Origin of the sequence: Aquipseudomonas alcaligenes NBRC 14159, assembly GCF_000467105.1 — a bacterium.
In the GTDB taxonomy this organism is placed as follows: Bacteria; Pseudomonadota; Gammaproteobacteria; order Pseudomonadales; family Pseudomonadaceae; genus Aquipseudomonas; species Aquipseudomonas alcaligenes.
The window spans coordinates 38,372-57,216 of record NZ_BATI01000027.1; the positions used below are offsets into that span (position 1 = coordinate 38,372).

The following is an 18,845-nucleotide window of genomic DNA, read 5'->3' on the forward strand; positions in this document are numbered from 1 at the left end:
ATGGAAGCGTCGAAATGGCTGCCGCGCAGCGCACTGCTGGCCCTGATGCTGGGCGCCGGAATGGCCCAGGCCGAAGCGTTCAGCGAGCGTGGCGTGCATGTCTTCGCCAGCGCCAGTGGCTGCCCGCTGGGCGTACTCAGCGACTGTAACCGCATTGCCCTGGATGATGCGCACAGCCGCGTCGAGCTGGACCGTGCCGCCGGCACCATTCTGTTCCGCAACACCCAGGACTATGCCGACGATGCGGTCATCGGCGACGTGCTGCTGCACGGCCAGGCCAGGGCCGCCGATGGCCGCCTGGTGCCGGTCAGCCTGCACCTGCTGGTCAGCAAGGATGGCCAGGACTGGAGTACCAGTGTGCATGCCCATGCGCCGGTGCCGGGCGACCTGACCGAGGTGAAGCTGGACGCCCTGCGCGTCGAGGCCGAGGTCGATGGCCAGCGCCAGGTGCTGCTCACCCATGAGCAGGCGCTGCGCACGCTGGCCTCGCCTTCCACTGCGGCCAAGCTGGCCAAGCAGTTCGTCCAGGTGCGCGACAACCGGGTCGAAGCAGCCAAGGCGGAATACTCGGATATCACCATCGCCCTGGGGCTGGGCAAGGCCGCGCTGCCGGCGGTGCGTGCGAGCCTGCATGTGCCGGGCGGTCACGCTGATCTGGCCAAGGCGCTGCAGCACGGCGACTGGACCCTGGAACTGCAGGCCCTGCGCAGCCGTCTGCCGCTCTCGGTGATCCAGCGCGATCTGTTCCTGTTCGGCATGGAGCAGGTCGAGCTGCTGCAGCCGCTGCGCGAGGCGGGTTTTGCCAAGCATGACAAGCTGCTGCTCGGCGCCCGTGACGGCAAGGGCTACCTGAGTTTCCGTGGCCAGCAGGTCGACTATCCGCAGGCCGGCACGGCAGCCCAGGCTTTCCTGCAGGACAGCTTCATCGGCCTGGTGCTCAGCGGCCAGCAGCACACTAGCCCATGACCGTCGTGCACCTGGCGGCTTTCGCCGCGCCACGCCTGCGCGGCTGGCCGCGCCTGCAGGCCTGGCTGGTCGACCGTATCAAGCGCGAGGCTCTGCGTCAGTTGCACGCCAGCCGGGCCGGCGAACTGCTGTTGCTGCGCGTCTACCTGATCGGCGAGGAAGCTACCGAGAAGACCCTGCAGCACGAGTTGATGCCGACCGCGCCGGCCTGGCTGCAGCGCCAGGTCGGCCAGCACCTGCGCGAAGAGCAGGAACACAGCGAGCTGTTTGCCGCCGCCATGCGCGAGCGCGGCATGCAGCCACCGGCCGAGCTGCGGCCGGACTGGCTCAGCCGCGCCAAGATCGGCCGCTGGCAGCGTATCGCCCGGCGCCACGCGCCACATTTCCAGCAGGGCGTGCTGGTGCCGGCCTACGCCATCGGCCTGTGTGCCGAGCAGATGGCCGAGCGGGTGCTGAGCCGTCATCGCGCGGTGCTGCCCGCCGACCATCCGCTGCAACCGCTGCTCGCCCGCGTGCTGCATGACGAAGGCAAGCACGTGCGGCTGTGCATGCGCACCCTGAGCCTCAGTGTCAGCGAAGCGGAGATGCCCCATCTGCAGCGTCTGCTGGCCGAGGCGCGGGCGGTAGACCGCTCCTTCGGCGTCAGCGGCGCAATCGGCATGTACCTGGCCGGCGTGTGGCTGCGGCTGAGGGCGCGTTTCGTCGAATGAAACCGCGGATTCTCTACCTGGCCACCGCCGATGCGCGTGGCCACCTGATGCGTGCCCAGCTGCTGAGTCGTGCGCTGATCGAGCGTGGCGCCGAGGTGCGGGTGCTGACCACCTCGGACGAGGGCGCGACCTTCCTCGGCGAGTTCGGCATTGCCGCCGAGGTGCTGTCGCGGCACTACGCGGTGCAGTTCGATGCGCAGCAGAACATGCAGCGCGCGGCCACCGACCGCAACGTCGCGCGCTACCTGTTCGATCCCCGGCACATGCTGCGCGATATCTGGCGTCTGCGGCGACTGATGGCTGACGTCGATCTGCTGGTCAACGACTCTTTTCACCCGGCGCTGCTGGTGATGGGCTGCCTGCCCGGCTGGCGGCGCAAGGTGGTGCATGTGTATGGCGCCAGCCTGCGCCGGGCGCTGCAGAGCAATTTCCACGGGCGTCTGCCGCACTGGCTGGCGCGGGCGTTTGCCACGGCCATCGGTTTCGAGCTGGGGCGGGCGCGGGCGCGTCTGCAGCACGACTTCGCCTATGCAGAGGCGCAGGGCACGGCGCCGGGCAGCTTCAACCTGCCGACGCCGGTGGCCCTGGCGGCGAGCGCGGCGACCACGCAGGGCGCGCGTGCGGCCGTGTACCTCAATCCGCACTTTCGTGACCCGCAGCTGGCCGAAGGGTTGGAGCAGGGCTTGGCGGCTACCGGGCTCGACAGTCTGCGGGTTGGCGAGGGCTATGCCGGGCGACCTGGCTGGCTGGCGCGCGATCCGCAGTGGGTCGAGGCTGCGGTAAGCAGTGCCTTGATCATCTCGGCGCCGGGCATGGCGGCGCTGTCCGTGGCCCAGGTCTATGGCCGGCCGATCCTGCTGCTGGTCACCGATCAGCCGGAACAGCTCGGTAACGCGCAGCGCGCCGCCGAGCTGGGGTTGGTGCACGAGGTGGTGAGCTGGCAGGGCGATGCCGAGGTCTTCGCCAGCCAGCTTGCGGCAGCGGCCCGGCGCCTGCTGGCGGCCGGGGAGGGCGCCACCGGTGATGGGCCGGTGCGGGCGAGAAGACGTCTGGAAGCCTGGGTCGACTGCCTGCTGGAGCTGGCCGAAGCGCCCAGTTAAGGCGTTCCGGGGTGGCAATGGCAGGCCCGCCTGGTGTCTACTTGGCCATCTTCCGGAGTACCAGTTCGATGATTCGCCGTTATCTTCCCCTCGTGCTTGCCCTCCATCTCGCCGCGCCTGCTGTGGCCGCACCCGAGGGCCAGCAGACCCTGTTCAGTTTCATCAAGCCCACCGACGTGGTGAAGGTCGAAAGCCAGGCCGCCAGCTTTCCCGAGCTGACCGCCGAGCCCACCCCCGAAGGCGAGGTGCTGCGCCGCTACACCTTCAATGCCGCCGATAACCCCAGCCTGCGCCTGAGCCCGCAGACCGGCGACTGGGACTGGTCGCAGGCCGGTGCCATGAGCCTGCGCCTGCAGAACGCCATGGACTGGGCCATCACCCTGGACGTGCGCATCGAGAGTCGCGACGGCAAGCAGCTGACCAGCCGCATCGCGCTGCCGGCCGGCCCGGCGCAGACGCTGCTGGTGCCGCTCGCCGCCAGCTCGCCACGGGCCCAGGGCATGCGCGCCGCGCCGCCGATGCCGGTGACCGTGGATGGCCAGCGCGTACTGCTGGCCGACACCGTGGAAGGCGAGCTGAACCTGGCCCAGGTCAGCGCCGTGACCCTGAGCATGAGCAAGCCGGACGCCGCGCAGAGCATCCTGCTCGGTCGCTTCGGCGTACAGGCCGGCGATGCCGTCCAGAAGGCCGTGTACACCGGCATCATCGATGCCTTCGGCCAGTACAGCCGTGGCCAGTGGCCGGAGAAGGTGAGCAAGGAGCAGCAGCTGCGCGACGGCGCGGCACGCGAGGCCGAGCAGCTCAAGACCTGGCTGGCCGAGCGCCCGCAGCAGGACAAGTTCGGCGGCTGGCTGGGCGGGCCGAGTTTCGAGGCCAGCGGCTTCTTCCGCAGCGAGAAGCGCGACGGCCGCTGGTATCTGGTCACCCCGGAGGGCAATCCCTTCTATTCCCTCGGTGTCAATGCGGTCAGCGCCTGGCAGAGCCAGACCTACGTCGAAGGTCGCGAGAGCATGTTCAGCGCACTGCCCAAGGACGGCGAGCCGCTGGCCGCCTACTATGGCAAGCGTGACAGCCGCAGCGACAGCGGCGCCAGTCGCGGCCGTGCCTTCGATCATGGGCGCTGGTTCGACTTCTACCGGGCCAACCTGCAGCGCAGCCATGCGCAGCCCTGCCCCGTGGCGCCGACGCCGCTGGCCGCCACCCCGGCGCCAGCCGAGGCCGTGGCCTGTCCGCCGCCCGGGTTCGATGCCGAGCGCTGGACCCAGCATGCCCTCGACCGCCTGCAGGCCTGGGGTTTCAACAGCCTGGGCAACTGGAGCGACGACACCCTGGGCGCGGCCAAGCGCATGCCCTACAGCATTCCGCTGTCGATCTCCGGGGACTACGCCACCATCAGCACCGGTCATGACTGGTGGGGCGGCATGCCCGACCCGTTCGACCCGCGTTTCGCCATGGCCGCCGAGCGCGCCATCGCCATCGCCACCCGCGACCGCCGTGACGATCCCTGGCTGCTCGGCTTCTTCGCTGACAACGAACTGGCCTGGGCTGCCCCCGGCACTGATCCGAAAGCACGCTATGCCCTGGCTTACGGCACTCTGCGCCAGACTACCGATGTGCCGGCCAAGCGTGCCTTCCTCAAGCAGCTGCGCGACAAGTACCGCAACCAGAACGGCCTGTCCAAGGCCTGGGGCATCGAGCTCAAGGCCTGGGAGCTGATGGAGGACCCGGGCTTCGAGGCGCCGTTGCCAAGCGCCGAGTTCCCGCAGATCGAGAAGGACCTGCAAAGTTTCCAGCAGCTGTTCGCCGAGACCTATTTCAAGACCATTGCCGACTCGCTGAAATGGCATGCGCCCAACCATATGCTGCTCGGCGGCCGTTTCGCCATCGCCACGCCGGAGGCCATCGAGGCCTGCGCCCGCCATTGCGACGTGCTCAGCTTCAACTTCTACGTGCGCGAGCCGCAACACGGCTACGACTTCGCCACCCTGCGGGCGCTGGACAAGCCGGTGCTGGTCACCGAGTTCCACTTCGGCTCGCGCGACCGCGGCCCGTTCTGGGGCGGCGTGGCGGAAACCTACAAGGAAGAGGAGCGTGGCCCAGCCTATGCCCACTTCCTGGCCCGGGCCCTGGAGGAGCCGGCAATCGTCGGCGTGCACTGGTTCCAGTACCTCGATCAGCCCGCCAGCGGCCGCCTGCTCGATGGCGAGAACGGTCACTTCGGCCTAGTCGCCATCACCGATCGGCCCTGGCAGGGCTTCGTCGAGGCGGTGCGCAAGGCCAACCTGGCGGTGCCGGCACAATGGCTGGCGCAGCCTGCACAGGCGACCGCCAAGCCCTGAAACCGTCAAGACCCGGCCCGTCCGGCAGACCGTTGGTCTGACCGAGTGACCTGAGCGAGATGCCAGGATTCACATGACCGGCCGGGGCTGGAACAATGCCCGCCATTCTGACCGAGGAGTATCAGGTTGCAGATTCAGGGTTATTTCGACCTGCGCTTCGAGGCGCTGAAAGACGCCTTCGCCGAACTGTTCGACGATCCGCAGGAACGAGGCGCTGCCCTGTGCGTGCAGGTCGGCGGCGAGACCGTCGTCGATATCTGGGCCGGTACCGCCGATAAGGACGGTGCGCAGGCTTGGCACAGCGACACCATCCTCAACCTGTTCTCCTGCACCAAGACCTTCGCCGCCGTCGCCGCCCTGCAGCTGGTAGAGCAGGGCAAGCTCGAACTGGACGCTCCCGTGGCCCGCTGGTGGCCGGAGTTTGCTGCCGCCGGCAAGGAGCGCGTGACCTTGCGCCAGCTGCTTAGCCATCGCGCCGGCCTGCCGGCCCTGCATGCACCGCTGCCGGCCGAGGCGCTGTACGACTGGGCGCAGATGACCAGCGCGCTGGCTGCGGAGCGCCCCTGGTGGACGCCCGGCGAGACCCATGGCTATTCACCGATCACCTATGGCTGGCTGGTCGGCGAGCTGTTGCGCCGGGCCGACGGCCGCGGCCCGGGCGAATCCATCGTCGCGCGCATCGCGCGGCCGCTGGGGCTCGACTTCCACGTTGGCCTGGCCGACGAGGAGTTTCCGCGCGTCGCCCATATCGCCCGCAAGAAGGGCGACATGGGCGATGCCGCCGCCCAGCGCCTGCTCAAATGCATGATGAGCGAACCGGCGTCGCTGACCACCCGTGCCTTCGCCAATCCGCCGTCTATTCTCACCAGTACCAACAAGCCGGAATGGCGGCGCATGCAACAGCCGGCGGCCAATGGCCACGGCAATGCCCGCGCGCTCGCCGGCTTCTACGCAGCCCTGCTGGACGGCCGCCTGCTGGAGCCGGAGCTGCTTGGCGAGATGACCCGCGAACATTCATGCGGTGAAGACCGCACCCTGTTGACCGCCACCCGCCTGGGGCTGGGCTGCATGCTCGACCAGCCGGATGTGGCCAATGCCACCTATGGCCTGGGTCCGAAGGCCTTCGGCCACCCGGGGGCGGGCGGCTCCGTCGGTTTCGCCGACCCTGACCGCGACGTCGCCTTCGGCTTCGTCACCAATAGTCTCGGACCATATGTACTCATGGACCCGCGCGCGCAGAAACTGGCGCGAACGCTGGGCCGTTGCCTGTAACTTGCTTGGGGGAAGATCTGACCATGCATAAGAAAACACTCGTCCTGCTCTGCTGCCTGAGCCTCGCCGCCTGCGCCAACTCCGACAAGAAGGAGGGCGCCGCCAGCAGCTGGTGGCCGTTCGGCGACAGTGAGAAGCCGGTGGCAGCCGCCAAGAAGGCGCCGCCGAAGATCAACCACGAAGTCACCAACGCCTGGCTGGACGAGTATGAACCGCGCCTGAAGGCCGCCCTCAGCGGTAGCAAGATGGAGCTGGAGCGCCGCGAGAATGTGCTGGTGGTGACCGCTCCGGTGGACAGCTCGTTCAACCCGGATCGCCCGAGCATGCTGATGCCGGCCGTGCTCGGCCCGTTCACCAAGGTGGCCAAGATCCTCGAGAAGGACCCGCGCACCGGCGTGCTGATCCTCGGTCATGCCGACAGCCGCGGCCAGCTGGACGCCAACTTCAAGCTCAGCGAGGACCGCGCCAAGGCCGTCGCCTCGATCTTCCGCCTGAGCGGTCTGCAGCGTGATCGCCTGCTGCTCAAGGGGGTCGGCTCGGACATGCCGCGCGCGGCCAACGACAGCAATGCCGGTCGTGCCCTGAACCGCCGCGTGGAGATCGTCCTGACGCCGAAGCCGACCCTGGTGGCGCTGCTGGCCAAGTACAACCAGCCGGCGCCGGTGGGCGCCGCCAATCTGCCGGTGGCCCAGGTTGCCGCAGATCAAAAGAAAAAGGACAAGGCCCAGTAAGCTCGCGACATCACTGGAAGAGGATGTGCGCATGACCCAGACCCTTGCCGACATGCGTCGCGACTACACCCGCGACGGACTCGACGAAGCCCAGGCCCCGGCCGAACCTTTCGCCCTGTTCCGTCGCTGGTTCGACGACGCGGTCAAGACCGAGCAGCTGCCGGTCGAGCCCAACGCCATGACCCTGGCCACGGTCGACGAGGAGGGGCGCCCGCATTGTCGGGTGCTGCTGCTCAAGGGCCTGGACGAGCGCGGCTTCACCTTCTTCAGTAACTACGACAGCGCCAAGGGCCAGCAGCTGGCCGCACGGCCCTTCGCCGCGATGACCTTCTTCTGGCCCAGCCTGGAGCGCCAGGTGCGCATCGAAGGGCGGGTGGAGAGAGTCTCGGCGCAGGAGTCGGATGCCTACTTCCAGGTGCGCCCGTTGGGCAGCCGCCTGGGCGCCTGGGCGTCGCCGCAGAGCCGGGTGATCAAGGATCGCGAGGAGCTGCAGCAATTGCTGGCCGACACCGAGCGGCGCTTCCTTGATCGTGCCCCGGAGTGCCCGCCGCACTGGGGTGGCTATCGCCTGCTGGCCGAGCGCATCGAGTTCTGGCAGGGGCGTTCCAGCCGCCTGCACGATCGCCTCAACTATCGCCTGCAGGGTGACGCCTGGCTGCGCGAGCGCCTGGCGCCCTGATGCCACGCCTGCTGCATGCTTGAGCTCGACTCCGCCCTGGCGCAGCACATCGTCGACCGCGCCATGGCCATCCTGCCGCACAACATCAATGTGATGGATGCGCAGGGCATGATCATCGGCAGCGGTGACCCGGCCCGGCTGCATACCCGCCATGAGGGTGCGCAGCTGGTGCTGGCCAACCGCCGGGTGGTGGAAATCGACGAACAGGCTGCCGCCTGTCTGCGTGGCGTGCGCCCCGGGGTGAACCTGCCTTTGCTGCATGCCGATCAGCTGATTGGCGTGCTCGGCATCACCGGTGCGCCGGATACCGTGCGGCCCTACGCCGAGCTAGTGCGCATGGCCGCCGAGATGCTGGTCGAACAGCGCCAGCTGCAGGCCGAGCGGCATTGGCAGCGGCACCAGCTGGAAACCTGGCTGCGCCAGATCGCTGATAGCAGCATCAACCTGACCCAGTTGCAGGCCGAGGCGGAACGTATCGGCCTGCAGCTGGCCTGGCCGCGCCAACTGGTGCTGCTGGAGCTGGCCGAGGAGGGCGACCAGGCCCGTGCGCTGAGCGCTCTGGCAGGCAAAGCCGAGCAATGCGGCCCGTTCGGAGTGCGTCAGCTGCTGCTGTGCCGGCCCTACCAGAGTGGTCGTGATGCGGCCTGGCTGGCGCAGCTCGACAGCCGTGGGCTGGGCGTGCAGCGCCTGCTGTGCAGCGATGAGCTTTACGGCTTTGCCGATCTGCGCGAAGCGGCCCTGGCCCTGCGTGATCTGCATGCCTATGCCAGGTCGCGGCAGCCTGAACTGCGTGTGCTGCGCCTGCCGGATCACCGCCTGCAGGCGTTTTTGCATGGGCGCCGTCAGGACTGGTCCGTGCAGCGCTGGCTGGCTCCGCTGCGCCGGGTGCTGGCGCAGGATAGTCAGGGCCAGTTGCGCCAGACCCTGCTTGCCTGGTGCCGGCACGACGGGCATCCACAGGCCTGTGCCGACGAGCTGGGCATCCATCGCAACACGCTGCGCTACCGCCTGGAGCGCATCGGCGAGCTCAGTGGTCTGGATCTGGCTCGCCGGGATCAGCGCCTGCTGTTCACCCTGGGTCTGGAGCTGTTGGACGACTGACTGTGCGCTTGCACAGTAATCGTCGGTCGAGCACGCGCGTGACTGGTGCGTTCGCATAGGGACGTCGTCCCGGATGCCGCCGCACAATGGCCCTCCCTAATAACAACAATGAGGAATAGGCCATGCTTCTGGTCCTGATCCTGGTGGCGCTGATTGCCTTCATCGTGCTGTCCACCACCCGTCTCAAACTGCATCCCTTCCTGGCATTGCTGGCGGCTGCCTTCATCGCCGGCTTCGCCTACCAGCTGCCCAGCGCCGAGATCGTCAAGACCATCACCGGCGGATTCGGCAGCATCCTCGGCTACATCGGCATCGTCATCGTGCTCGGCACCGTCATCGGGGTGATCCTCGAACGCAGCGGTGCGGCTATCACCATGGCGGAAACGGTGATCAAGCTGCTCGGCGAGCGCTTCCCGACCCTGACCATGTCGATCATCGGCTACCTGGTGTCGATCCCGGTGTTCTGCGACTCCGGCTACGTCATCCTCAACTCGCTGAAGAACGCCCTAGCCGCGCGCATGAAGGTCTCCGTGGTGGCGATGAGCGTGGCGCTGGCCACCGGCCTCTACGCCACCCATACCTTCGTGCCGCCGACTCCCGGCCCGATCGCCGCCGCCGGCAACCTGGGGCTGGATGCCAGCCTGGGGCTGGTGATCGCGGTGGGCCTGCTGGTGGCCTTCGTCACCGCCATGGCCGGCATGTGGTGGGCCAATCGCTTCATCGGCAAGGACATCGCCCTGGAGGACGACGGCCTGCCGCTGCCGGCCGCCGAGGACTTCGCCGCGCTGAAGGCACGCTACGGCAAGCTGCCCAGCGCCTTCCAGGCGTTCGCGCCGATCTTCGTGCCGATCCTGCTGATCTGCCTGGGCTCGATTGCGGTGTTCCCCAGCAAACCGCTGGGCGAGGGCTTCGTGCTCACCGCGCTGACCTTCCTCGGCCAGCCGGTGGTGGCACTACTGGTCGGCCTGGCGCTGGCCTGCAGCCTGCTCAAGAGCCAGGACAAGCGCAAGGAGTTCCATGATCACGTGGTCGAGGGCCTGGTGCAGGCGGCACCGATCCTGCTGATCACAGGTGCCGGTGGTGCCTTCGGCGCGGTGCTCAAGGTCACGCCGCTGGGCGACTACCTGGGCAGCACCCTGTCGGCGCTGGGCATCGGCCTGTTCATGCCGTTCGTGGTGGCCGCCGCGCTGAAGAGCGCCCAGGGTTCGACCACGGTGGCCCTGGTCACCACGTCCGCGCTGGTTGCACCGATGCTCGGCCAGCTCGGCCTGGACAGCGAGATGGGTCGCGTGCTCACCGTGATGGCCATCGGTGCGGGCGCCATGACCGTGTCCCATGCCAACGACAGCTTCTTCTGGGTGGTCACCCAGTTCAGTCGCATGCCGGTGGCGGTGGCCTATCGCGCGCAGACGGTCGCTACCCTGATCCAGGGCCTGGCCGGCATCATCACCGTCTGGCTGCTCAGCCTGGTTCTGCTGTAATTCCCGGCGGCGCTGCCGGCGCCGCTTCGCTCGAAGGTTGCCTATGAAGATTGTCATCGCTCCAGACTCCTTCAAGGAGAGTCTGTCCGCCCCCGAGGTGGCCGCCGCCATTGCGCGCGGCTGGCGCCAGGTGTTTCCCGAGGCCGAGCTGCTGCTGCGGCCGATGGCCGACGGCGGCGAGGGCACGGTCGATGCGGTGCTGGCCGCCACCGGCGGCGAACGTCGCGAATGCCGGGTGTGCGGGCCGCTGGGGGAGCCGGTGCTGGCCCACTGGGGCTGGCTGGGGGAGGGCACGGCGGTGCTCGAGATGGCGTCTGCCAGTGGCCTGCACCATGTGCCGCGTGACCGTCGTGATGCCACCGTCACCACCAGCCTGGGCACCGGCGAACTGATTCGCGCGGCTCTGGATGCCGGTGCTACGCGCATCATCCTCGGCCTGGGTGGCAGTGCCACCAATGACGGCGGTGCGGGTTTGCTGCAGGCCTTGGGGGTGCGCTTTCTCGATGCCCGGGAGGTTGAGCTGCCGCCCGGCGGCGCGGCCCTGGCGCGGCTGGTGCGCATCGATGTTGGCGGCCTGGACCCGCGCCTGCTGCAGGCGCGGCTGGAGGTCGCCGCCGATGTCGACAATCCCCTTTGCGGTCCGCGGGGCGCATCGCGGGTGTTCGGCCCGCAGAAGGGCGCCGATCCACAGCAGGTGGAGCAGCTCGACGCCGCGCTGGAGCATTACGCGCGGCTAGTCGCGGCCACCCTGGGCGAGGATCACAGCCGTCACCCTGGCGTCGGTGCCGCCGGTGGCCTGGGCTTTGCCGCCAGGGCGTTCCTGCATGCGGGCTTTCGTCCGGGCATCGAGCTGGTGGCCGAGCTGTCCGGCCTGGCCGATGCCGTCGAGGGGGCTGACCTGGTGATCACCGGCGAGGGGCGTCTCGATTCGCAGAGCCTGCACGGCAAGACCCCGGTGGGAGTGGCGCGCATCGCACGCGCCGCAGGCGTGCCGGTGGTGGCGCTGGCGGGCAGCCTGGGCGAGGACTACCAGGCCCTCTATGCGGCGGGTATCGACGCCGCCTTTGCCCTCAGTCCAGGTCCGCAAAGCCTGGAACAGGCCATGACAGGCGCGGCGGCCGAGCTGCAGGCGCGCGCCTGCGACCTGGCGCGGCTGTGGCGCCTGGCGCGCGGCTAGTTGCGCCGCTGCAAGTAGTCGCAGGCTGCCTGGTGCAGCCAGTCCTCCAGCTGGCCACGGCGGATGCCGCGGGTCTTGGCCTCGGCCAGGCGCTCGAGCATGTAGTCCTGCATGGCCGGGTTGCCGGCCGCCATGGACAGCGCCAGATCGCGCTCCATCCAGCGGCGGATGCGCACATACAGCCACCAGTGGAAGTACAGGCCGGCGATGGTGGTGATGGCGACTATGAAGTAGTCCATGGCGGTTTCTCGAGACGATTACTCCGATCCTGCCCGTGGATCAGCGGAGTGTATAGCGGGCTCGATGTCGCACCCCGCATCTACACTGTCGGAGTTGGCAGCTTCTGCCGTTGGCGGGTGACACTCGGCGGGGCTCGCGGTCTAATAGTCATCGCTCAAACTGGAGATAACCCGATGCGCAATTCCAAGCTGTTCACCGCCACTGTCGTCGCCCTCAGCCTGGCTCTGGGCGGTTGTGCTTCGAGCCTGACCGGCGATACCTACAGTCGTGACGAGGCACGCAAGGTGCAGACCGTGCGCATGGGCACCATCGAGATGCTGCGGCCGGTGAAGATCGAGGGCACCAAGACCCCGATCGGCGCGGGCGCGGGTGCGGTCATCGGCGGTGTGGCCGGCAGCGGCGTGGGCGGTGGCCGTGGTTCGGCCGTGGCGGCGGTGATTGGCGCCGTGGCCGGTGGCCTGTTGGGCGCCGCCACCGAGGAAGGGCTGACCCGCACCCAGGGCGTGGAGATCACCGTGCGCGAGGACGATGGCAGCCTGCGCGCCTATGTCCAGGCCGTGCAGGAGAACGAGATCTTCCGGGTTGGCGAGCGGGTTCGCATCATGACCGTCGACGGCACCAGCCGCGTCGCCCACTGACTCCGCAAGGGCCCGGCAGTGCCGGGCCTTTGGCTTATCGGCCATGCTGCCGGGCAGGAGCAGCCTGCCGCTGACCGCCCGGATCGCGTGTTCCAGCCACAGGCTTTCAGGTCGTTCGGCCGGCGTCACCGCGCCGCCAGGTCGAGGGCAGGTGCATGGGCTGCGATGCTGCCGGAACACCCCTCGGACAGGCGCTCTCCTGCGAGCATAATGTAATAATTTATCTATGGCTTGGCCCTGATAGCTATGGATAATCGCTGCAGGCCCTTCGCCAACGAGGCTCTGCCGCGCGAGGAGATAGACGATTTGCCCAGGCCGTCAGGTTGGGGTCAGGATAGGGGAGATTCATGGAGCTACTGCTCATCGTCGGACTGCCGTTCCTCGGCGCCTTGCTTCCCATTCTGTTCGAGCGTCACGGACGCCTGGCCTGCAGCCTGGCCACCGCGGCGGCTCCGCTGCTGGCGCTGGGTATCCTGCTGTGGCTGGCACCACGGGTATTCGCCGGCGAGCTGCTGCTGGTGTCGCAGCCCTGGCTTGCGCAGCTCGGCTTCAACCTCTCGCTGCGCCTGGACGGCCTGGCCCTGCTGTTTGCCCTGCTGATCCTCGGCATCGGCCTGCTGGTGATTCTGTACGCACGCTATTACCTGTCCGAGCGCGAGGCCATCGGCCGCTTCTTCGCCTACCTGTTGCTGTTCATGGGCGCCATGCTCGGCGTGGTGCTGTCGGAAAACCTGCTGTTGTTGCTGACTTTCTGGGAGCTGACCAGCCTGTCGTCGTTCCTGCTGATCGGCTTCTGGGGGGCGCGCAGCGACGCGCGCAAGGGCGCGCGCATGGCCCTGGCGGTGACCGGCGGTGGCGGTCTGGCGCTGCTGGCCGGCATCCTGCTGATCGGTCATATCGTCGGCAGCTTCGAACTCAGCGTGGTGCTGGCCGCGGGTGAGCAGATCCGTGCCCATGCCCTGTACCCCGTGGCACTGGTGCTGGTGCTGCTGGGCGCGTTTACCAAGTCGGCGCAGTTCCCCTTCCATTTCTGGCTGCCCCACGCGATGGCGGCGCCGACGCCGGTATCGGCCTACCTGCACTCGGCGACCATGGTCAAGGCCGGAGTGTTCCTGCTGGCGCGCCTGTATCCGGCGCTGGCCGACTCCGAGCTGTGGTTCTACCTGGTCAGCCTCACCGGTCTGACGACCCTGCTGGTCGGCGCCGGCATGGCGTTGTTCCAGCACGACCTCAAGGGCCTGCTGGCATTCTCCACCATCAGCCACCTGGGCCTGATCGTGCTGCTGCTGGGGCTGAACACGCCGCTGTCCAACGTCGCCGCGGTGTTCCACATCATCAACCACGCCACCTTCAAGGCCTCGCTGTTCATGGCCGCCGGCATCATCGACCACGAGACCGGCAGTCGCGACATGCGGCGCATCAACGGCATGTGGAAGTACCTGCCGCACACCGCCGTGCTGGCCATGGTGGCGTCTTCGGCAATGGCCGGCGTGCCGTTGCTAAACGGCTTCCTGAGCAAGGAGATGTTCTTCGGCGAGACCCTGCAACAACACCTGCTGGGCAGCTTCAGCTGGGTCATTCCGGCGGCGGCGACCCTCGCCGGGGTGTTTTCGGTGGCCTACTCGCTGCGTTTCATCCACGACGTGTTCTTCAATGGCGAGCCGATCAACCTGCCCAAGTACCCGCCGCACGAGCCACCGCGCTACATGAAGATTCCGGTGGAGATCCTGGTGTTCCTCTGCCTGCTGGTCGGCATGCTGCCGGCCTATACGGTCGCCCCCTTGCTGGCGGTGGCGGCGAAGGCCAGCCTCGGCGGCGTGCTGCCCGAATACAGCCTGGCGATCTGGCACGGCTTCAACCTGCCGCTGGCGATGAGCTGCGTGGCGCTGGTTGGCGGCATCCTCGTCTACGTTGGCCGCCAGCCGCTGTTCCGCTGGTATGCCGGGCTGCCGGAAGTGGACGCGCGGATGATCTTCGAACGCCAGGTACAGAACCTGGTGCGCCTGGCGACCTGGCTGACCGGGTGCCTGGAGAACGGTTCGCTGCAGCGTTACCTGAGTTTCCTGCTGATTGCTGCTCTGGTGCTGGTGGCCAGCGCCCTGGCGCCGCTGCCACAGCTGACTGGCAGCCGCGGCCTCAGCCCGCTGGATGGCATCACCACGCTCGGCCTGCTGGTGCTGGCGGCGAGCGGTCTGCTCACGGCCGTGTTCCATCGCCAGCGCCTGGTGGCGCTGCTGATCCTCGGCGTCGGTGGTATGTTGGTGGCGCTGGCCTTCGCCCGCTTATCCGCGCCTGACCTGGCACTGACCCAGCTGGTGGTCGAGGTGGTGACCATCATCCTGCTGATGCTGGCGCTGTTCTACCTGCCCTCGCGCACCCCGAGCGAGAGTTCCAGCCTGCGTGGCCTGCGCGATGTCGTGGTGGCCGGCGGCTGCGGGGTGATGGTGGCGCTGCTGGTCTATGTGGTGCTGACCCGGCCCTATGCAGGACTTGCTCCGTTCTTCCTGGCCAACAGCGTCAGCGGTGGCGGCGGCACCAACGTGGTCAACGTGATTCTGGTGGACTTCCGCGGCTTCGATACCCTGGGCGAGATCACCGTGCTGGCCATAGCCGCAGTGGGCATCCTGGCCATGCTCGACGGCCTGCGCCTGCACAACCCGACCTGCGATCCGCAGGGCCGGCGCTGGGCCTGGGCGAAGAACCCGCTGATCCTGATGACCCTGTCGCGCCTGCTGCTGCCGCTGGCCCTGCTGATTTCGGTGTTCATCTTCCTGCGCGGGCACAACCTGCCGGGCGGCGGTTTCATCGCCGGCCTGATCACCGCCGTGGCGCTGGCCCTGCAGTACATCGCCAGCGGCGTGGCCTGGGTCGAGCAGCGTCTGCCGCTCAATTACCAGCGCATGGCGGGCGCCGGCGTGCTGATCGCCACGCTCACCGGCCTGGGTAGCTGGGTCTTCGGTCGGCCGTTCCTGACCAGCGCCTTCGGCCATTTCGAGCTGCCGCTGGTGGGTGAGTTCGAACTGGCCACCGCCATGCTGTTCGACCTTGGCGTCTATCTCACGGTGGTGGGTTCCACCCAGCTGATCCTGACCCGTCTGGGCAAGCTCAGCCTGGTGCCCGCCGCGAGCAAGGAGATTCACTGATGGAAGCGCTGTTTGCCGTCACCCTCGGTGTGCTCAGCGCCAGCGGCGTCTACCTGCTGCTGCGCGGGCGCACCTTCCCGGTGGTGCTGGGCCTGACCCTGCTGTCCTACGCGGTCAACCTGTTCCTCTTCGCCATGGGCCGTCTGAGCGGCGACGTGGCGGTGATCGGGCAGAGCGCCAATCCGGCCGACCCGCTGCCGCAGGCGCTGGTGCTGACCGCCATCGTCATCGGCTTCGCCATGACCGCCTTCGTCGTGGTCCTCGCCCTGCGTGGCCTGGCCGAGCTGGGCAATGACCATGTCGATGGGCAGCCGGGGCATCCGGATGAGGAGCGCCTGTCTTGAGTCACTGGCCGATCCTGCCCATCCTGCTGCCGCTGTTCGCCGGCGCGCTGCTGCTCATCCTGCCGTCCCACGAGCGCCTCAAGCGCACGCTGTCGCTGCTTGCCACCCTGGCCCTGCTGCCGCTCAGCCTGTACCTGCTGCAGCTGGCGGACGACGGCCAGCTGCGCGTCTACGCCTTGGGCGACTGGCAGCCGCCGTTCGGCATCGTGCTGCTGCTCGACCGCCTCAGCGCGCTGCTGTTGCTGGCCACCGCGGTACTGGCGAGCGCCGCGCTGCTGTATGCACTGCGCGGCGACGACCGTCTCGGTCCGCGCTTCCATGCGCTGTTCCAGTTCCAGCTGCTGGGCATCAACGGCGCCTTCCTCACTGGCGACCTGTTCAACCTGTTCGTGTTCTTCGAGATCCTGCTGATCGCCTCCTATGCGCTGCTGCTGCACGGCCAGGGCGCGCAGCGGGTGAGGGCGGGGCTGCACTACGTGGTGCTCAACCTGACCGGCTCGGCGCTGTTCCTCATCGCCCTGGGCATGGTCTACGGCGCCAGCGGCACCCTGAACATGGCCGACCTGTCGCTGCGGGTGGCCCAGGCCAGTGGCGACCAGGTGCCGCTGCTGGCCGCCGCGGGCCTGCTCCTGCTGCTGGTGTTCGCCCTCAAGGCGGCGCTGCTGCCGCTGTACTTCTGGCTGCCGCGTGCCTACGCCTCTGCCAGCGCGCCGGTGGCGGCACTGTTCGCGATCATGACCAAGGTCGGCATCTACGCCATCCTGCGCCTGGCCACCCTGATGTTCGGCGCGGGCGCCGGCGAGCTGGCCCACCTGACCCAGGCCTGGCTCTGGCCGCTGGCCCTGGCCACGGTGGCACTGGGGGCCGTCGGCGTGCTGGCGGCGCGCAGCCTGCAGATGCTACTGGCCTACCTGGTGGTGGTGTCGGCCGGTACGCTGCTGGCGGCGGTTGCCAGCGGCACGCCGCAGGCGCATGCCGCCGGGCTCTATTACCTGTTGCACAGTACCTGGGTGGCGGGTGGCCTGTTCCTCCTCGCCGACCTCATCACCCGCCAGCGCGGCGACAAGGGTGGCGCCCTGGTGCAGGGGCCGGCGCTGCAGAATCCCGCACTGCTCGGTGGCCTGTTCTTCTTCGGCGCTGTTGCGGTGATCGGTCTGCCGCCGCTGTCCGGCTTCCTCGGCAAGCTCTTGCTGCTGCAGGCGCAGCCTTCGCTGGCGCTGTGGGCCGTGTTGCTGCTCGGTGGTTTCGCCGTGCTGGTGGCCCTGAGCCGTGCCGGCAGTACGCTGTTCTGGCGGGTCGGCCTGAGCAGCCTGGACAGCGCCGAGCTGGATCATGGCCGCCTGGCTGCCTGCCTGTTGTTGCTGGTCTGCGCGCTGCTGCTGGTGCTGCTGGCGGCGCCGCTGCTGGACTACGCGCAGGCCGCCGCCGCGCAGCTGCATGACCTGCCGCTATACCGTTCGATCATTGCGGAGGCCGCACCATGATGCAGCGACTCCTGCCCCATCCGGCCCAGAGCCTGCTGCTGCTATGCACCTGGCTGCTGCTGGTGGATTCGATTGCCTTCGGCCACTGGCTGCTGGGCGGCTTCCTGGCCATCGTCATTCCGCTGCTGCTGGGCCCGCTGCTGGTCGAGCACCCGCGCGCATGGAAACCGCTGCGCCTGCTGCGCTACCTGCTGATGGTGATCGGCGACATCCTGGTCGCCAACTTCCAGGTGGCCCGTCTGACCCTGGGGCGCGTCGGCGAGCTGCGCCCGGCCTTCGTCGAAGTGCCGATCGAGCTGGATAACGAGCTGGCCATCAGCATCCTGGTCAGTGTGGTATCGATGACGCCCGGCTCGCTGGCCGCCGACCTCAGCCAGGATCGCCGTACCCTGCTGGTGCACGGCCTCGACGTGCCGGATGCACAGGCCATGATCGACGAGATCAAGCAGCGCTACGAGGCACCGCTGAAGGAGATATTCCCATGCTCGGCTACGTGATTCCGCTCTGCCTGGCCATGCTCGGCGCCGCCCTGCTGCTGGCCGTGGCGCGCCTGGTGCGCGGCCCCAGCCTGCCAGACCGGGCGCTGGCGCTGGACACCCTGTACATCAACGCCATCGCCCTGATCATTCTTTACGGCATCTGGCAGGGAACCGAGCTGTTCTTCGAGATCGCCCTGCTGATCGCCGTGCTCGGCTTCGTCAGCACCGTGGCGGTGGCCAAGTACATGCTGCGTGGAGACATCATCGAATGAGCCTGTGGCTGGAAATCCTCGTCAGTCTGTTCCTCCTGCTCGGCTCAGGCTTTGTCCTGGTCGGCGCCATCGGTCTGCACCGCCTGCCGGACTTCTTCACCCGCCTGCACGGGCCGACCAAGGCCACCACCCTGGGTATTGGTGGCATGGTGGTAGCGTCGCTGCTGTTCTTTTCCTTCGGCGAGAAGGGCTTCAGCCTGCATGAGCTGCTGATCAGTCTGTTCCTGTTCATCAGCGCCCCGGTCAGCGCCTACATGCTGGCCAAGGCGGCGGTGCTGCAGCAGCTGCCGCTGGCCCCCAAAACGCGCGGCAAGCCCTGGGAACAGTAAGTTTGCGTGGCCAGAGGGTGCTGCGCTTTGTCGGGTTGTGCAGTGTCTGGCTGACTGCCCTGCTGGCGCTGCTAAGCCTGGCCTTCCGCTCCCTGATCTGGGCCGGCTGGGAGCCCTATCCGGGTGATCCCTACGGCCCGTCGGACATTATTGATGCGCTGCTGGGGCTGCTGGTCTTTGTGCTCGCGGCACTGAGTATCCTCATCGGTCTGGGATTGCTGCCGCGACGGCCGGGTGTGCTGGTTGCCGGCCTGCTGATTCCGTCGCTCTATTGCCTGTTGCGCGACTGGCTGCCGACTTACCGGCTCTGGTGAGTCCGAACAGTTTCTCCGCGCCGCTGTGCCTATCGGCGCCGGGGCC

Annotated in this window: 18 protein-coding genes and 1 pseudogene; 18 read left to right on the forward strand and 1 reads right to left on the reverse strand. The window is 68.0% G+C overall.

From position 1 onward, the window contains the following. The 10 genes and pseudogenes from PA6_RS14490 to PA6_RS14535 all read left to right on the forward strand — a co-directional run bounded on the left by PA6_RS14490 (position 1) and on the right by PA6_RS14535 (position 11,556). The gene (locus PA6_RS14490) at positions 1-966 is read left to right on the forward strand and encodes a hypothetical protein (protein WP_021701686.1); all 966 of its coding nucleotides are present in this window, start codon (positions 1-3) and stop codon (positions 964-966) included. Beyond that, complete coding sequence (locus tag PA6_RS14495) at positions 963-1,676, forward strand: hypothetical protein (RefSeq protein WP_021701687.1); 714 nt, start codon at positions 963-965, stop codon at positions 1,674-1,676. The genes PA6_RS14490 and PA6_RS14495 overlap by 4 nt, the downstream gene beginning before the upstream one ends. Further along, positions 1,673-2,776 (forward strand): glycosyltransferase family protein, encoded by a 1,104-nt coding sequence (locus PA6_RS14500; RefSeq protein WP_021701688.1) that lies wholly within the window; start codon positions 1,673-1,675, stop codon positions 2,774-2,776. The genes PA6_RS14495 and PA6_RS14500 overlap by 4 nt, the downstream gene beginning before the upstream one ends. Before the next feature lie 68 nt (positions 2,777-2,844). Beyond that, positions 2,845-5,115 carry a hypothetical protein gene (locus PA6_RS14505; protein WP_052520172.1) on the forward strand — a complete coding sequence of 757 codons (2,271 nt, stop codon included), beginning with the start codon at positions 2,845-2,847 and terminating at the stop codon, positions 5,113-5,115. A 126-nt stretch (positions 5,116-5,241) separates the two neighbouring features. Beyond that, a complete protein-coding gene (locus tag PA6_RS14510) occupies positions 5,242-6,387 on the forward strand; it encodes a serine hydrolase domain-containing protein (protein ID WP_021701690.1) in 1,146 nt (381 codons plus the stop codon). Positions 6,388-6,410: 23 nt separating this feature from the next. Then, positions 6,411-7,100 (forward strand): annotated as a pseudogene (locus tag PA6_RS14515) (OmpA family protein); the annotation flags it as partial. 49 nt (positions 7,101-7,149) lie between these two features. Beyond that, a complete protein-coding gene (pdxH, locus tag PA6_RS14520) occupies positions 7,150-7,797 on the forward strand; it encodes a pyridoxamine 5'-phosphate oxidase (protein WP_021701692.1) in 648 nt (215 codons plus the stop codon). 15 nt (positions 7,798-7,812) lie between these two features. Then, on the forward strand, positions 7,813-8,898 hold the full coding sequence (locus tag PA6_RS14525) for a sugar diacid recognition domain-containing protein (RefSeq protein WP_021701693.1): 1,086 nt from the start codon (positions 7,813-7,815) through the stop codon (positions 8,896-8,898). A 122-nt stretch (positions 8,899-9,020) separates the two neighbouring features. Continuing rightward, on the forward strand, positions 9,021-10,379 hold the full coding sequence (locus PA6_RS14530) for a GntP family permease (RefSeq protein ID WP_021701694.1): 1,359 nt from the start codon (positions 9,021-9,023) through the stop codon (positions 10,377-10,379). A 43-nt stretch (positions 10,380-10,422) separates the two neighbouring features. After that, complete coding sequence (locus PA6_RS14535; RefSeq protein WP_021701695.1) at positions 10,423-11,556, forward strand: glycerate kinase; 1,134 nt, start codon at positions 10,423-10,425, stop codon at positions 11,554-11,556. Here the strand turns inward: PA6_RS14535 and PA6_RS14540 are convergent. Next, the gene (locus tag PA6_RS14540; RefSeq protein ID WP_021701696.1) at positions 11,553-11,795 is read right to left on the reverse strand and encodes a hypothetical protein; all 243 of its coding nucleotides are present in this window, start codon (positions 11,793-11,795) and stop codon (positions 11,553-11,555) included. The two genes, PA6_RS14535 and PA6_RS14540, sit on opposite strands and share 4 nt — an antisense overlap. Before the next feature lie 174 nt (positions 11,796-11,969). On the opposite strand from PA6_RS14540, the gene PA6_RS14545 reads away from it, so the two are divergent. From PA6_RS14545 to PA6_RS14580, 8 genes are all read left to right on the forward strand, one after another. Next, positions 11,970-12,434 carry an outer membrane lipoprotein gene (locus PA6_RS14545; RefSeq protein ID WP_021701697.1) on the forward strand — a complete coding sequence of 155 codons (465 nt, stop codon included), beginning with the start codon at positions 11,970-11,972 and terminating at the stop codon, positions 12,432-12,434. Between the two features lie 347 nt (positions 12,435-12,781). Next, positions 12,782-15,577 (forward strand): monovalent cation/H+ antiporter subunit A, encoded by a 2,796-nt coding sequence (locus PA6_RS14550; RefSeq protein ID WP_021701698.1) that lies wholly within the window; start codon positions 12,782-12,784, stop codon positions 15,575-15,577. After that, positions 15,577-15,921 (forward strand): Na+/H+ antiporter subunit C, encoded by a 345-nt coding sequence (locus tag PA6_RS14555; RefSeq protein ID WP_021701699.1) that lies wholly within the window; start codon positions 15,577-15,579, stop codon positions 15,919-15,921. Before PA6_RS14550 ends, PA6_RS14555 begins: the two co-directional genes overlap by 1 nt. After that, a complete protein-coding gene (locus PA6_RS14560) occupies positions 15,918-17,405 on the forward strand; it encodes a monovalent cation/H+ antiporter subunit D (protein ID WP_021701700.1) in 1,488 nt (495 codons plus the stop codon). Before PA6_RS14555 ends, PA6_RS14560 begins: the two co-directional genes overlap by 4 nt. After that, on the forward strand, positions 17,402-17,902 hold the full coding sequence (locus PA6_RS14565) for a Na+/H+ antiporter subunit E (protein ID WP_021701701.1): 501 nt from the start codon (positions 17,402-17,404) through the stop codon (positions 17,900-17,902). Before PA6_RS14560 ends, PA6_RS14565 begins: the two co-directional genes overlap by 4 nt. After that, positions 17,887-18,156: a K+/H+ antiporter subunit F gene (locus tag PA6_RS14570; protein WP_021701702.1), complete on the forward strand. Its 270-nt coding sequence runs from the start codon at positions 17,887-17,889 to the stop codon at positions 18,154-18,156. The genes PA6_RS14565 and PA6_RS14570 overlap by 16 nt, the downstream gene beginning before the upstream one ends. Continuing rightward, a complete protein-coding gene (locus PA6_RS14575) occupies positions 18,153-18,485 on the forward strand; it encodes a Na+/H+ antiporter subunit G (RefSeq protein ID WP_021701703.1) in 333 nt (110 codons plus the stop codon). The genes PA6_RS14570 and PA6_RS14575 overlap by 4 nt, the downstream gene beginning before the upstream one ends. A 17-nt stretch (positions 18,486-18,502) precedes the next feature. Beyond that, positions 18,503-18,799, forward strand: a complete 297-nt coding sequence (locus tag PA6_RS14580; RefSeq protein WP_147289524.1) for a hypothetical protein — start codon at positions 18,503-18,505, stop codon at positions 18,797-18,799. Positions 18,800-18,845: the final 46 nt, after the last annotated feature.